General features: G+C 69.7%; 12 protein-coding genes. 2 read left to right on the plus strand and 10 right to left on the minus strand.

From position 1 onward, the window contains the following. Positions 1–45: 45 nt before the first annotated feature. The 3 genes from ACH49X_RS03195 to ACH49X_RS03205 form a co-directional block, all read right to left on the minus strand. Positions 46–1,644 carry a cutinase family protein gene (locus ACH49X_RS03195; protein WP_357107879.1) on the minus strand — a complete coding sequence of 533 codons (1,599 nt, stop codon included), beginning with the start codon at positions 1,642–1,644 and terminating at the stop codon, positions 46–48. A 298-nt stretch (positions 1,645–1,942) separates the two neighbouring features. Beyond that, positions 1,943–4,351: a bifunctional (p)ppGpp synthetase/guanosine-3',5'-bis(diphosphate) 3'-pyrophosphohydrolase gene (locus ACH49X_RS03200; RefSeq protein WP_195082291.1), complete on the minus strand. Its 2,409-nt coding sequence runs from the start codon at positions 4,349–4,351 to the stop codon at positions 1,943–1,945. Between the two features lie 344 nt (positions 4,352–4,695). Further along, a complete protein-coding gene (locus tag ACH49X_RS03205) occupies positions 4,696–5,673 on the minus strand; it encodes an alkaline phosphatase family protein (RefSeq protein ID WP_357206727.1) in 978 nt (325 codons plus the stop codon). 411 nt (positions 5,674–6,084) lie between these two features. Here ACH49X_RS03205 and ACH49X_RS03210 point away from each other — a divergent pair, with 411 nt between their 5' ends. Beyond that, positions 6,085–6,414 (plus strand): YnfA family protein, encoded by a 330-nt coding sequence (locus tag ACH49X_RS03210; protein WP_323124443.1) that lies wholly within the window; start codon positions 6,085–6,087, stop codon positions 6,412–6,414. 85 nt (positions 6,415–6,499) lie between these two features. Here ACH49X_RS03210 and ACH49X_RS03215 read toward each other — a convergent pair whose 3' ends face one another. The 3 genes from ACH49X_RS03215 to ACH49X_RS03225 all read right to left on the minus strand — a co-directional run bounded on the left by ACH49X_RS03215 (position 6,500) and on the right by ACH49X_RS03225 (position 9,406). After that, positions 6,500–7,126, minus strand: coding sequence for an NUDIX hydrolase (locus ACH49X_RS03215; RefSeq protein ID WP_195082288.1), 627 nt, complete (start codon positions 7,124–7,126; stop codon positions 6,500–6,502). A 69-nt stretch (positions 7,127–7,195) separates the two neighbouring features. Continuing rightward, positions 7,196–8,449, minus strand: coding sequence for an adenylosuccinate synthetase (locus ACH49X_RS03220; RefSeq protein WP_195082287.1), 1,254 nt, complete (start codon positions 8,447–8,449; stop codon positions 7,196–7,198). Between the two features lie 9 nt (positions 8,450–8,458). Beyond that, positions 8,459–9,406 (minus strand): hypothetical protein, encoded by a 948-nt coding sequence (locus ACH49X_RS03225; protein WP_357206824.1) that lies wholly within the window; start codon positions 9,404–9,406, stop codon positions 8,459–8,461. A gap of 123 nt (positions 9,407–9,529) precedes the next feature. Here ACH49X_RS03225 and ACH49X_RS03230 point away from each other — a divergent pair, with 123 nt between their 5' ends. After that, positions 9,530–9,709, plus strand: a complete 180-nt coding sequence (locus tag ACH49X_RS03230; RefSeq protein ID WP_397068724.1) for a hypothetical protein — start codon at positions 9,530–9,532, stop codon at positions 9,707–9,709. 7 nt (positions 9,710–9,716) lie between these two features. Here the strand turns inward: ACH49X_RS03230 and ACH49X_RS03235 are convergent, their stop codons facing one another. The 4 genes from ACH49X_RS03235 to ACH49X_RS03250 form a co-directional block, all read right to left on the minus strand. Beyond that, positions 9,717–11,306 carry an ATP-binding cassette domain-containing protein gene (locus ACH49X_RS03235; RefSeq protein ID WP_357206729.1) on the minus strand — a complete coding sequence of 530 codons (1,590 nt, stop codon included), beginning with the start codon at positions 11,304–11,306 and terminating at the stop codon, positions 9,717–9,719. 161 nt (positions 11,307–11,467) lie between these two features. After that, entirely contained in the window at positions 11,468–11,575 is a 108-nt protein-coding gene (locus ACH49X_RS03240) for a DUF4291 family protein (protein ID WP_195082405.1), read from the minus strand. A 49-nt stretch (positions 11,576–11,624) separates the two neighbouring features. Further along, entirely contained in the window at positions 11,625–12,197 is a 573-nt protein-coding gene (locus tag ACH49X_RS03245) for an adenine phosphoribosyltransferase (protein ID WP_067811329.1), read from the minus strand. 37 nt (positions 12,198–12,234) lie between these two features. Then, entirely contained in the window at positions 12,235–13,956 is a 1,722-nt protein-coding gene (locus ACH49X_RS03250) for an ABC transporter substrate-binding protein (RefSeq protein WP_357206731.1), read from the minus strand. Between the last annotated feature and the right edge of the window lie 14 nt (positions 13,957–13,970).

A 13,970-nucleotide genomic window follows, 5' to 3' on the forward strand; every position in this document is an offset into this window, starting at 1 on the left:
GCAGAGCAGGGCACGCAGTGTCGCATCGTCGGACCCTCTCGGCGATCAGTTCGTGGAGAACGGGTAGGTGCTGGGTGTGCCGGTTCGGTCGGTGGGCGGAATCGATGTCACGCCGCTGGATGAGGCGCCATCGGCTCCTGTCCCGAACGGAAATTGTCCCGTACCGGACGAACTCGGCGTGGGAGACGCGCCGGAGCCGTCCCCGAAGAATCCGGTCGGCTGCCGCTGCGGCACCGCCCTCGGCTCGGCCTCGCCGCCGAAGGCGTCGGCGAGGTCGCGCGCGATCGCGGCGAACCAGTCCGCGACGAACCGGGTGGGAACGGCACCGTTCGCCGAGACGGTGGCGCTGTTGTAGGCGGTGTGGCGCTGCACGGTGTCCCAGTAGCGCACCCAGGTGGTCGTGTTGAGCAGCTCGCTGTTGTCGGTGATGTTCTGCACCACCGCGTCGAACGCCTGGGTGATCAGACGGACGCCGGTGGTCGGCGGGATCAGCTGGGGAACGGCGCCGAGCAGCTTGGCGCCCAGCGACAGCAGGGCGGCGGGCGGGTTCGCCAGTCCAGCGGTGGCCAGCTCGGTGATGTTCGCCGGGGCGAGGACCGTGCGGACCACCGCGATCACGGAGTTCAAGCCGATCATGCCGACTTTCAGCAGCGCCTGCAGCGCGGCGGGCAGATCCAGCGGCGTGCGCGGGTCGGAGGCGTCGGCCAGGCGCTGCGAGATCGACTTCCGCGGCGAGATCGACAGGGTGGCTAGCGAATTGCCTTGGATGTCCCCCTTCACCACTTCGGTCGCGGTCTTGATGGAGGTGAACGCCAACGCCTGCGCGATCGACACCAGCGAGGCGATCGGGTCGCCGCCGCTGAGCTTGGACTGGCCCGCCACGTTGGCGACCGCCTTCAGGATGGGCGCGCCGTCGGGGGCGTCACAGGCGAGATCGCCCGCCGCGCAGAAACTCGCCACCCGGCCGGTGAGCGCTCCGAAGTTCGCGGCCTTGTCTCGTTCCGGGCCGATGCCGCCGCCGGTGGCAGGCGTTTGCGGCAGTGCGGCGATGGACACCAGCCGGTCGCCCGAGGTCCCCGGCGCCGGGTCGGGCGTCGCCTTGCCGGGCGCACCGGGAAACAGCGGCGCACCGGGATTGCGGGTCGGGTCGCCGAACAGCGCGACCGCGGCGATCTTTTCGGCGGGCAGCACACCGCGGCCCTGTCCGATCTCTTGGGCGAACATCGAGGCGACGTGCGCGCCTTGGGAATAGCCGACCACCGCGAAGCGGCTGTTCGGGCAGGCATCGGCGACGGTAGCGGCCATGCCGCGCAGACGTGCGAGGCCGCCGGCCACGGATTCCGAATAGGGTGCCGCGCCACCGGCTGTCGCGCCGCCGAAGCCGGATTCGTAGGGTACATAGGCCCGATCGACGAGCCCGGTGTCCGGGGCTTTCGCCATCATCGGACGGAACACGGTGGAGAGCATGCCGGTGTCGGTGGTGGGCGCCGCGTCCGGCGACGACTCACCGGTGCCCTGAATCCCCAAGGCGTACAAGGCCGGGCAGGTGGTGAGGCGAATCCGCGTGGACGGACCGGCGGGATCCGGCGGCTCCGCCGCGGCGACACCGGCGGTCGCCACAGCCACGGCGAGTGCTACCAGCATCCCCGAGAGTCTTGCCGAGTATCCAGTCATAGCGATCCGCAATCAAGTCGTCTGCCGCAGCTACCTCAACGCCATGAAACGCAATAGACCGTAACAGATTCCGGCTATTACTGCCGCATCGACGGAAAACTTCCAGGACACACCGAGTTGAACGCGACACGCGGTGGCGCGTTCCGGAGAAGGGTCCGACAAGTTTCCGGCACAGCGCCCCGAATGGCAACCCCTGTAGCGGAATCAGGGGCGGACGAAAACCCTTGCGTTTCCAGCTAATTGATAGCTATCAGGAAGAGCGGCGGCGTCAAGCCGCGGAGGTGACGCGGTAGACGTCGTAGACGCCTTCCACGTTGCGCACCACATTCAGCAAGTGCCCCAAGTGTTTCGGATCGCCCATCTCGAAGGTGAACTTGCTGATCGCCACCCGGTCGCCGTGCGTGGCCACCGAAGCGGACAGGATGTTGACCTTCTCGTCGGCCAGCACCTTGGTCACGTCGGACAGCAGCCGCGTGCGATCGAGCGCCTCGATCTGGATGGCGACCAGGAACACCGAGGACGGCGACGGGGCCCAGGACACATCGATGATCCGTTCGGACTGCTCACGCAGGGAGCCTGCGTTGGTGCAGTCGGTGCGGTGCACGCTCACCGCGCCGCCGCGGGTCACGAAGCCCATGATCTCGTCGCCGGGCACCGGAGTGCAGCACTTCGCCAGCTTGGCGACCGTGCCGGGAGCGCCGGGGATCAGCACGCCCGCGTCACCGGTGACCCGCTGCCTGCTCGGCGTCGTCGACGGGGTGGAGCGCTCGGCCAGCTCGTTCTCCACGTCGCCGATGCCGCCGAGCTGCGCCATCAGCCGCTGCACCACATGGTGCGCGGAGACCTGGTGCTCGCCGACGGCGGTGTAGAGCGTGGAGATGTCGGTGTAGTGCAGTTCGTGGGCGACCGCGGTCATCGCGTCCACGCTCATCAGCCGCTGCAGCGGCAGCCCGACGCGGCGGACCTCCTTGGAGATCTGCTCCTTGCCGCTCTCCAGCGCCTCCTCGCGGCGCTCCTTGGCGAACCACTGGCGAATCTTGGCCTTGGCGCGCGGGGACACCACGAAGTTCTGCCAGTCGCGGCTGGGTCCCGCGTTCTGCGCCTTCGAGGTGAACACCTCGACGACCTCGCCGTTCTCCAGCTGACGCTCCAGGGCGACCAGGCGACCGTTCACCCTGGCGCCGATGCACCGGTGCCCCACCTCGGTGTGCACGGCGTAGGCGAAGTCCACCGGCGTCGACTTCTGCGGCAGCGTGATCACGTCGCCCTTCGGCGTGAACACGAAGATCTCCGGCGATTTCAGGTCGAAGCGCAGCGACTCCAGGAACTCCGCCGGATCTGCGGCCTCCCGCTGCCAGTCCAGCAACTGGCGCATCCAGGCCATGTCGTCGACCTCGGCGGTGTCGGTGGAGTGCTTGCCCCTGGTCTCCTTGTAGCGCCAGTGCGCGGCGATGCCGAACTCCGCGGTGCGGTGCATGTCCTGGGTGCGGATCTGCACCTCCAGCGGCTTGCCGTCCGGCCCGACCACGGTGGTGTGCAGCGACTGGTAGACGCCGTAGCGCGGCTGGGCGATGTAGTCCTTGAACCGGCCCGCCATGGGTTGCCACAGCGAGTGCACCACGCCGACGGCCGCGTAGCAGTCGCGCACCTCGTCGCACAGGATGCGGATGCCGACCAGGTCGTGGATGTCGTCGAAGTCCTTACCCTTGACGATCATCTTCTGGTAGATCGACCAGTAGTGCTTCGGGCGGCCCTCGACGATCGCGTTGATCCGGGAGGCGGCCAGTGTGTTGACGATCTCGGCCCGCACCTTCGCCAGATAGGTGTCGCGCGAGGGCGCGCGATCGGCGACCAGCCGGACGATCTCGTCGTACTTCTTCGGATGCAGGATCGCGAATGCCAGGTCCTCCAGCTCCCACTTCACCGTCGCCATACCGAGGCGATGGGCCAGCGGCGCGATGACCTCCAGCGTCTCCTTGGCCTTCTTGGCCTGCTTCTCCGGCGGCAGGAAACGCATCGTGCGCATGTTGTGCAGCCGGTCGGCCACCTTGATCACCAGCACGCGCGGGTCGCGGGCCATCGCGATGATCATCTTGCGGATGGTCTCCGCCTCCGCGGCCGCGCCCAGGTTGACCTTGTCCAGCTTGGTGACGCCGTCGACGAGGTGGGCGACTTCGGAGCCGAAGTCCTGGGTGAGCTGTTCGAGGCTGTAGCCGGTGTCCTCGACCGTGTCGTGCAGCAGCGCCGCGACCAGCGTGGTGGTGTCCATGCCGAGTTCGGCGAGGATGTTCGCCACCGCGAGCGGATGGGTGATGTACGGGTCGCCCGATTTGCGGAACTGATGCTTGTGCCGCTCGTCGGCCACATCGAACGCGCGCTGCAGCAGCGTCAGGTTCGCCTTCGGGTACAGCTCGCGATGCACGGTGGCCAGCGGCTCGAGCACCGGCTTGACCGCCGCGATGCCGCGCTGCCCGGTCATGCGGCGGGCCAGGCGGGCCCGCACCCGGCGCGACGCGGAGGTCGGAACGGCGGAGGAGGTGCCGGGTTGCCGCGGCGGCGCCGGATTCGCCTGCGCCTGCGGCTTCGGGGACTGCGCGGCGTCGGTGGCGCCCGCACCGTTCGGCCGCGGGCCCGACGTCGATTGCTCGACCTTCGCCTCGCCCAGATGCTGAGTCATGCCACCACCTCTCCGCGCCTCGATCGGACCACCCTATCCGACCGGTGCAACCTCCCGGACCACCAACTTTAGTCCGGGCGGAGCACCGACGTCCGTTCCGCGGACGAAGGATGCCCGCCGGGGTGCCGGTAGCAGCGACCGGCGCGGCTGCGAAGCGGTTCCCGTCATCCTTTTCGAGTGCCGCGTCCGGGACCCGTCCGTGCGTGGGACTCGAAAGCCTCCCTCGCGGCTTCGACGCTGTCGGCGGGTCGCCCAACTTGCTCCTACCAGCTCTTATACCCGTGCGGCGCCCCGGCGACGCACGATCCGGCCAGGAATGCGAGTCGATGCGGGACCAGGGGCGGTCAGCGAATCGCGGCGGGTTGTGCGCCGGCGAACGGCGTCCGGCCGGAGCCGGGCTCGGAGCGCAGCGACCGACCGTCGAGATCGGCGGCGGGGGCGACGTCGAGCAGGTCGAGCACGGTCGGGGTGATGTCGACCAGGGTCGCTCGGGTGCTGGTGGCGCCGGGCCGGAAGTCCGGGCCGCGAGCGATGACGAAGTTGGTCGTCTCGTCCGTGGACTGGCCGCCGTGTCCACCTCGGGGAGTGTGGCCGTGGTCGGCGGTGACCAGGACGGTCCACCGCTCGGCGGGGTGGGCGGCGGCGCGAGCGTCCACGGCGGCGACGATGCGCCCGACCAGGACGTCGACGCGCGTCACGGCGTCGAGGTAGGCGCGCGAGGCGCCGCCCGCGTGGTGACCCGCGTGGTCGACCTGGTCCAGCTGGGTGAACAACAGGTCGGGCGCGAATCTGCCGATCGCGGTCACCACGGCCGCGGCGGTGGCGGCGTCGGTGCGCGACTCGTCCGGATCGTCCGGTACGGGCGCGGTGGAGACGACGACGTCGGCGCGCGGGTTGCCGCTGCCGGTCATCGTGGCGATCCGGTCCCAGGTGGCGATGGACTGGGTCTTCGCGGTGGGCCGGGCCCGTTCCAGCCGGGTGAACACCGTCGGGTACCGCGCGAACGGCTCGGCGGTGAACTCGTTGTTCGTGATGCCGTGCTTGCGATCCCACACCCCGGTCAGCACGGTGGCCCAGGAGGGGCCGGAGATCGTGATGTGCGGGGCGATGGAGGAACGGCTCAGCAAGCCGGCAGCGCTGAGCCGCAGCAGATTCGGCGCCGGTGCCTGCTCGATCTTGTCGTACATCAGGCCGTCCAGTCCGATCACGACCACTTTGTCCGCGGGAGCATCCCCGTGGGCGACTCCGGCCGCGGCGGACAGCGGCAGGAACGCGGCCGCCGTGACGGCAACGACTTTCGCCAGCAGTTGCGCTCGGCTCATACCGCGACCATGCGGGACCGACCGGCACGTGCGATAGCCTGCCGCGACAGTGTTCATGGACGTTTCATCGCGCACCACATTGCCCGTAGCCTCGCTGAACAGGCCTCGAACACGGAATAGCCGACAGCTATATACCGATTTCACGGGTGGTCGCTTCCAGGTGAACGCGAAGTTTCGCACTGCGGCCGAAGATTCACCTCGGACGGGGCTGCCACGAGGCGGCGGAGGCGGGCGGGGCGGTGCTCGCCGTCCACGGACATGCCTACGCGTGGAGAATATTCGGCCGCACCGAGGGTGGCGTGCCGGTGCGCGACGTCTCCCATCCGGTGCTCGGGCGCGGCTACGCCGTTCCCGAGGTCGGGCCGGGTTCATGTCGCCGCCCGCCCACGCGCCAGTATCGTCCGCGCCATGATCGTCGCCCGTTCGATGCTGCTGTTCGCCCTCGCCGCGCTCGCCGAGATCGGCGGCGCCTGGCTGGTGTGGCAAGGCTGGCGGGAACAGCGCGGCGTCGTCTGGATCGCCGCGGGCGTGCTCGCGCTGGGCGCCTACGGGTTCGTGGCCACCTTCCAGCCGGACCCGAACTTCGGCCGCATCCTGGCCGCCTACGGCGGTGTCTTCGTCGCGGGCTCGCTGGCCTGGGGCGTGCTGGTGGACAAGTTCCGCCCCGATCGCTGGGACTACCTCGGTGCGGCGATCTGCCTCGCCGGCGTGGCGGTCATCATGTACGCGCCCCGCCGCTGACCGGTGCCCTCGGTCGACGCCGGCACGACACCTCGGGAACCCCCACGCGGCATCGCCCGAGCGCCCCACGGTGCGTGCGCGCCATTCACTCCGGCGCGCCGAATGCCCACACCGCGGCAGGCCGGCCGGTTGCTTTGACCCGGCGCCGTTCGGTGGTGCGCGCCAGACCCGGGATGGCCGCCAGCGTCCGGTTCAGATTCGCGGCATCGGGACGGGTCCCGGACAGCGCCGTGACGGCCTCCACCGCCCTGGTCGCGGGGAACTCCGCGCCGAGGAGCGCGCGGGTGAACGTCAGGTCCTTCCACAGCAGCCGCGTCAGAACGCCGCGGGCGACGCCGACGATGCGATTGTGGTCGAACGCCAGCTCGGGCACCTCGTCGAATTCGATCCACCGCGCCGGGCCCTCGTGCGGTCCCACCACCGCCCACATCGCGATCGACAGCGTCGGCCCGCGCGGGTCGCGGTTCGGCTCGTCGAAGGTCACCAACTGCCCCACCGCCCCGATGGCTTCCTCCGGGACGCCCAATTTGGTGTGCACGGCTCGCCGCGCCGCGACGGCCAGCCGCTCGCCTCGCCCGAGCAGCACACCCGGCAGGGCCTGCTGCCCCGCGAACGGCTCCATCGCCCGGGGGGCGATCCCGAACCGGACGCCGCCGTCCTCGTCCCAGAACCGCAACGCCACGACATCCACCGACACAACGGACTGCTCCACGCCGCCCCATCCTGCCCGACCAGCCTCCCGGCATGTGGACCCCTCTCGCGGTGTGCCGCCGTGGACGATTCACGCCGCCGCGCGATACGCCGTCTGCGTGCGGTGACGGCGACCGGGGCCGTCGGCGGTGAGGACGACCGGCACGCCGAGCGTCCGGGCCAGCCACGGCACCGGGTCGTCGGGCAGTTCGGCGAGCACGGGCTCGGCGCGCGTCACCATCCGGGTCAGTTCGCGCTGGTGCTCCAGGTCCTGCCACCGGCCGATGGGCAGCGTATCCAACCTGCCGCCGTCCACGGCGTAACCGGTTGCGGCGTAGCGTCGCCCGGGCACGTCGAGGTGATTGACGGCGAGTCCGTCGATACCGCCGGAGACCTCGATCGCGTAACGCAGCAACACCGTGTCCAGATGCCCGAGACGGAATTCGCCTTGGTAACGCCCGGACGTATTGTGCGGCTCGGGCACGTCGAGGCCGGGATCCTCCGTGGGGAACGGGCCTGCGCCGTGGCGGGTCTGGTAGGTGCGGGTCACGCCGAGCACGTAGCCGGACGCGCCGATCTCGGCGAGCATCGCGCGCGCGTTGCGTGGCTCGACGGTGGACCAGGTGGTGTGCGGATGGAACCCGCGCCATTCGTCCAGCAGGACGCCTTGCGCGCCTTCGAACACCACCGTGCCCCGGCGCGCGAACCGCGCCAGCTGGTCGGCGCCGACGATCCGCACCGCCGCGGCGAACTCCTGGTACATCTCGACCAGGTCGTCGATCGGTTCGAAGCGATGTTCGCTCGGGGCGACGAGCGGCCCGTAATGTGCCGCCAGCGTGCGCAGTTTGCGCCGCAGCACCATCGGACGCAGGCAATCCGCCACGATGGGAGCCGCGTGCGCGAGGGCGTAGCCCGCGGTCTCGCCGATCCCCCGCCCGCACGAACCGTGCCGCGCGGAACCCCGCGCGTCCTCGCGAGCACGGTTGGCGGCGATGTGGATCGGCGTGGTGAGCAGGGCTCGCCCGTCGATCCGCAGCAAAGACAGCGGGTCGTGGACGCCCAGCGCGGCCAGCCCGCGCGCCTCGGCGGCCAGCGCGATCGGCTCGACGAGCATGTGCCGCGACAGCAGCGTCGGCACGCCCGCGAACGTCCCCGAGCCGAACTGCGCGAACGTGTGATGGCGTCCTTCGGCGATCACGTTGTGGGCCGCCTGCGCCCCGCCGTTGAACCGGACCACGGCGGAGACCTCGAATCCCGACTCCGGTGCGCACAGCCAGTCGACCGTCGCTCCTTTGCCCGCGTCCCCGAAACCGAGATCCACGACGATGATGTGCGCACCGAACATCACACACCTTCAGCCGCGCCCACGCGGCAAGGCTCGTGGCCGCCGGTCATCGGCGTCCAGCGCTTTGCCGACCGACGCTGCTTCGGCCGCGGAACCGACATCGCGCAGATCCGCCAGTCCACCGGCCAGGTCGACGCGCCCCTCCGCCAATCCGATGGTCAGCGCGATGAGTTCGCATACCGCGGCGGGATCGTCCAAACGCAGGAAGTTCTGGCCGAGCAGCCCGCGCCAGTGCTCGGCGATCTCCGGGTCGTGGAAGTAGCTCGACTGGTTGGGCAGGATGTAGTGCACGTGCCAGCGTTCGGCGAGCTCACGGTAGACGGATTCGACCGAGATGTCCTGGCGCACACCGTCGCCGATGATCGCGCGAATGTGCCGGGAGGCCAGCCGCGGCTTGTTCAGTTCGTCGCCGATCAGGAAGAGGTAACCCTTCTTGCGCCGCTTCTCCCATGCGTCGGTCGCGATGTGCGTCGCGAGGAAATAGGCGGCCAGTTCGTTGCTTTCGGACTTCTGCCCACCGCCACCGCCCTCCAGGAAGACGGCCCGCAACTGCTCGTCCATCCGGTTGTCGGATTCGAACTGCCCCACCTGCAGTGGCACGCGATCGGTGTCCGCGTCACCGATCGCGCCGAACAGGATTTGCGGATCGTCCGCGTAGCCCTTGCGCCGCAGCAGACCGTGCAGGGTGCCCAGCTTGTCCTGCATGATCCGCGGCACCCGGCCCATCGATCCGGTGACGTCGAACAGCACCGCGATCGGCAGCGAGTTGGCGTGGTCGGCGGAATCCCGGCATTCGCGCACGCCGATCCCGAGCGGGTCCAGCATCGGGTGCACCCGCCAGTTCGCGTGCGGCTCGGCCCGCATCTCGGCGGTGTAGCCGAAGTCATCGATGCCACGAGCGGCGCGGAAGGTCTTGGCCGCGCGGTAGGCGGAGTCGTCCCAGTGTCCGTATCCCATTACGATCACGTCCTCTCTTTGTTTTAGTCTATTCGACCAAAACTTAGCCGGTCAAGAGTCGCGAGCCCGGAGGACCGGCACCGGGAGCCGGGCACCACGGTCTGGTGCCCGGCCGCCTTCGGCGTGCAAGCCGAACTGGTCGCCGCCGAGCCCGCCCGGTTCTTCGTGCCGCCCTGCGTCGGGCACCGGGGCTGGATCGGCGTGCGCCTGGATGTGGAACCGGACTGGGCCGAGGTCGCCGAGATCGTCCGGGGCGGTTACCGGCTCGTCGCCCCGAAGCGGCTCTCGGCAGTGCTGGACTGACGGCGGGTCAGGTCAGCAGGGTCTCCGACAATCCCTCCGCGGTGAGCTCGAGGCGCCGGGTCACCCCGATGTCGTCGAGGAACCGCGCATCGTGACTGACCACGATCAGCGCCCCTTCGAAACCGGCCAGCGCCTGGGTCAGATGCTCCAGGCTGGGCAGGTCGAGGTTGTTGGTCGGCTCGTCCAGCAACAGCAGGCGCGGCGCAGGGTCGGCCAGCAGCAGCATCGCCAGCGCCGCGCGCAACCGTTCACCGCCGGACAACGCCGCCGCCGCGACATCGGCGTCCGCGCCACGGAACAGGAAGCGGGCCAGCTGCGCCCGGATCCGCTCCGCCGACGCGTGCGGCGCGGTGGCGGCGACGTTCTCGAACACCGACCGCCCCTCGTCGAACACGTCCAGCCGCTGCGGCAGCATCCGCCACGGCACTTTCGGCCCCTCCTCGGCGATACGCCGCAGCAGCGTCGTCTTGCCGACGCCGTTGCGGCCGGTCAACGCGATCCGCTCCGGGCCGGACACCCGCAAGGTCACCGTCGGCCCGCACGCCAGCTCGACTCCGTCCAGCTCGATGACGTCCTGACCGGGGTACAGCCGTGTATCGGGCAGCTCGACCCGGATCTCCCGATCGTCGCGCAACAGCTCCTTCGCCTGCTCGAGCTGTTCCTTGGCGGAATCCAGCTTCTCGATGTGGTTGTTGCGCAGCTTGCCCGCGGACACCTGCGCCTGCCGTTTGCGTTCGGCCATCACGATTTTCGGCTCCCGCTTCTGGTCCCACATCTTCTGCCCGTACCGCTGCCTGCGGTCGAGTTTGATGCGCGCTTCGACGAGTTCGCGGGCCTGCTTGCGGACATCGCTGCGCGCGTCCCGGATCGCGGCGCGGGCAGCCTCCTGCTCGGCGGCGACGATCCGCTCGTACTCGCTGAAATTGCCACCGAACAAACGGAGTTCGCCGTGGCGCAGCTCCGCGATGGCCGCCATCCGCTCCAGGAGCTCGCGGTCGTGGCTGACCGTGAGCACCGTGCCGGAGAACTGGCCGATCACCTCGTAGAGCCGTGCCCGAGCCACCCGATCCAGGTTGTTCGTCGGTTCGTCCAGCAGCAGCACGTCCGGCTCGGCGAGCAGCTCGGCGACCAGTCCGAGCAGCACCGTCTCGCCGCCGGAAAGCGTGTCGAGCGTGCGATCGAGATGCGCCACCGAGTCGGCGACGTAGTGCAGGCCGAGCCGCGCCAGCAACGCCAGCGCCCGCTCCTCGACATCCCACTGGTTGCCGACCAGGTCGAAGTCGGCACCGCTTCCCGAACCGGACTCGATGCGGTGCAACGCTTTTCGCACCTCGGCGATGCCGAGCACCGCGTCGACGCGCTGCCCCGCGCCCAGACCGAGATCCTGGCGCAGATACCCGAGCTGCCCGGCGACGGTGACCGACCCGCGAGCAGGCTTCAGCTCCCCCGCGATCAACCGCAGCAAGGTGGATTTGCCCGCACCGTTGCCGCCGACCAGGCCGATGTGGCCGGGGCCGAGAACGGCGTCGATCCCCTCGAAAACGGGGGTGCCGTCCGGCCAGCCGAAAGTGAGATCGGAAAAAGACAGATTGGTCATGCCAGCTCCCAGAGGTTGCGACGAGACACGGCGCGCGAATGCGGGCCGCACGGTGGCTACCTCACATGAGCAACGGCAGAACTCCGATCAACGGGAACAAGACCTGTACAGGTTAACGACAACTCCGACCGATGCGCCAGTGCAATTCGGATCACACTTCGTCAGAACGACGCGCCGATCGCCACCGCCAGGCCCAATTCCCGGCCGGGCTCACTCGTCCAGCCGCAGCGACACCTCATCCACGAGAACGAGGGCTTGGTCCACGTCATTCGTTGCGCGAGTTCCGGCGGCGGGCTCTCGCGCGCCGCCGGTAGCGGCTCAGAGCTGAACGATCGAGGTCAGCGGGTAGTCGCCCTGCCGGGCGCGTCCGCCGAGGAAGCCGAGTTCCAGCACCACCGCGGCGGCGGCCACCTCGGCGCCGGACTGCTTGAACAGCTCCGCCGCCGCGGCGAGCGTGCCGCCGGTGGCGAGGACGTCGTCCAGCAGAAGCACGCGACGGCCGGCCAGATCGATGCCGTCCGCGGGAATCTCCAGCGCGGCGGTGCCGTATTCGAGGCTGTATTCCCGGCTGATCACCGGCGGCGGCAGCTTGCCCGCCTTGCGGACGGCGAGCACGCCGGTGCCGAGGGAGGCGGCGACACCGGCCCCGAGCAGGAAGCCGCGAGCATCGACGCCGGCCACCAGATCGGCGTCGGGTGCGCACGCGGCCAGGCAGTCGACCACGGCGCGGAAGCCCTCGGCGTCGGCGAACACCGGGGTGAGATCCGCGAAACGCACACCGGGCGTGGGGAAGTCGTCGTGCCAACGGGTCAAGCGGTCGACCATCTCGGCGGCTCTTGTGGTCCGTTCGGCGGCTACATCCTCGGACTCGATCGCCGCGTGCTTGCTCATCGACACCTCTCCATGGTCACATCACCCACACCGTCTGTCACCGCTCGAGCACCCACCGGTCCATGTTCCAGCCCGTTCCGGCCTGGTTGGGGGCGGCGATCCCGTTGCGCAGCCCCTTGCCGAAGGCGATCGTGCGCGGGGTGGCGAACAACGGAATGCTCGGCAGCTCCGCCCACAGCAGGTTCTCGGCCTCGGTGAGCAGATTCAGCTGTGCGGCCGCGCTGTCGTCGGCCCCGAGCTGATCGGTGATCGCATCGTAACGGCCGCTGCCGTACCGTCCGAAATTGAGACCGTTTCCGGTGCGCAACGCGCTGGCCGCGGCCACTCCCGCCAGGGAGCCCGCCGGCCCGGGCGCCGACGCGGTGCTGCCGAGGACGGCGTCGACCTTGCCCTCGGTGAGCCGGGTGGGCGTGAAATCGGGCGCTGCGGCGTCCACCACGGTGATGCCCGCCGGTTTGCACGCTTCGGCGATCATGGCGACGGTCTGCGCGCGCCGGTCGTCCGGACCCAGGTAGCCGATCCGGACGGTGGGGTTCGGCGCACCCGAGGCGGCGACGGCTCTGGTCGCGTTGGCCACGTCGCCGCCGGAGTAGTTGTTCGACGCGCCGATGACCGCCGGGTAGAGCAGGGCGTCCTGTTGCACCACGTGCGCATTCAGCGGCCCGGAGCCCAGCCCGGTCTTCGGTGCGTCCGGCACCTTGCCGAGCTTGTCGAACAGCGTCTGGCGCGGCAGGCACAGCGCGAACGCCCGGCGCGCCTCGACGGAGGCGAACACTCCCCCGGTGGACAGCGTCAGTTGCTCGGCGCCGCGGCCGGGCAGGGTCTGCACCGAGAAGCCGTTCAGATCCAGGTCTTTCACCGAGTGCGCGCCGATGTCGAGCACACCGACGGCGTTCTCGCCGACCTTCTTCTTCACGTCCACGTTCTTCGGCCACACCACGATTCGCCCGGTCGCCGGTTTGTTGCCCCACCAGCGCTCGTTGGCCACCAGCACCAAACCGTCCTCGTTGCCGAAGGATTCGATGCGGTAGGGCCCCGACGAAGGGAACCGCGACAGGTCCAGCCGTCCGTCGGCCGGGATGGTCCAGCCGGTGTTCCAGAACTCCGCGATCCGGCCCAGCGCGTTCGGATCGCCGGTCTGCAAGGCCGACACCACGTTGGGCACGTTCGCCACGCGAGCCGCGACATGCGCGGGCATCAACTCACCGGCGGCGAACAGGTTGCGCCAGGGCAGATACCGCCTGCCGGGCCGGAACACGACCGTGGCGTCCCGCGAGCCGGGCTGGCAGTCGACCCGTTCGATGGCGTCGTAGCCGCTGGTGCTCGCGGCGTCGAAGAGCGGAACGGGCCCCCGGTCACCCGGCTTGGTGTACCGGCCGCTGCGGGCGGCCCACGCCAGCACCAAGTCGTCGCAGGAGGTCGGCACACCATCGGAGTACACGCCGTCGGGATTGAGGCGGTACTGGATGGTCTGCGACTCGCCCGGCACCTCCTTGGCGGTCCCGAAGTCGGTGTCGGCGACCTGCTGGCCGTCCGGACCGGTGTAGAAGAAGCCGGTCAGCACCCGGGCGAACACCGCAGAGGACCCGGAACTCGCCCCCAGCGTGCTGGCGCCGTTATAGGTGGCGATGGTGGCATCGGTCGCGTAACCGATGGAGGGCACCTGATTCTTGCTGGAGCAGCCGACCATCAGCCCGGCGGCCACCGTCCCCGCAGCGAGCGCTCCGATCAGTCGTACCGCACTGCGTGGCTGTCGCATGAAACCCCTTGCCT

Origin of the sequence: Nocardia sp. NPDC019323, assembly GCF_044389845.1 — a bacterium.
GTDB classification, from domain to species: Bacteria; Actinomycetota; Actinomycetes; order Mycobacteriales; family Mycobacteriaceae; genus Nocardia; species Nocardia implantans.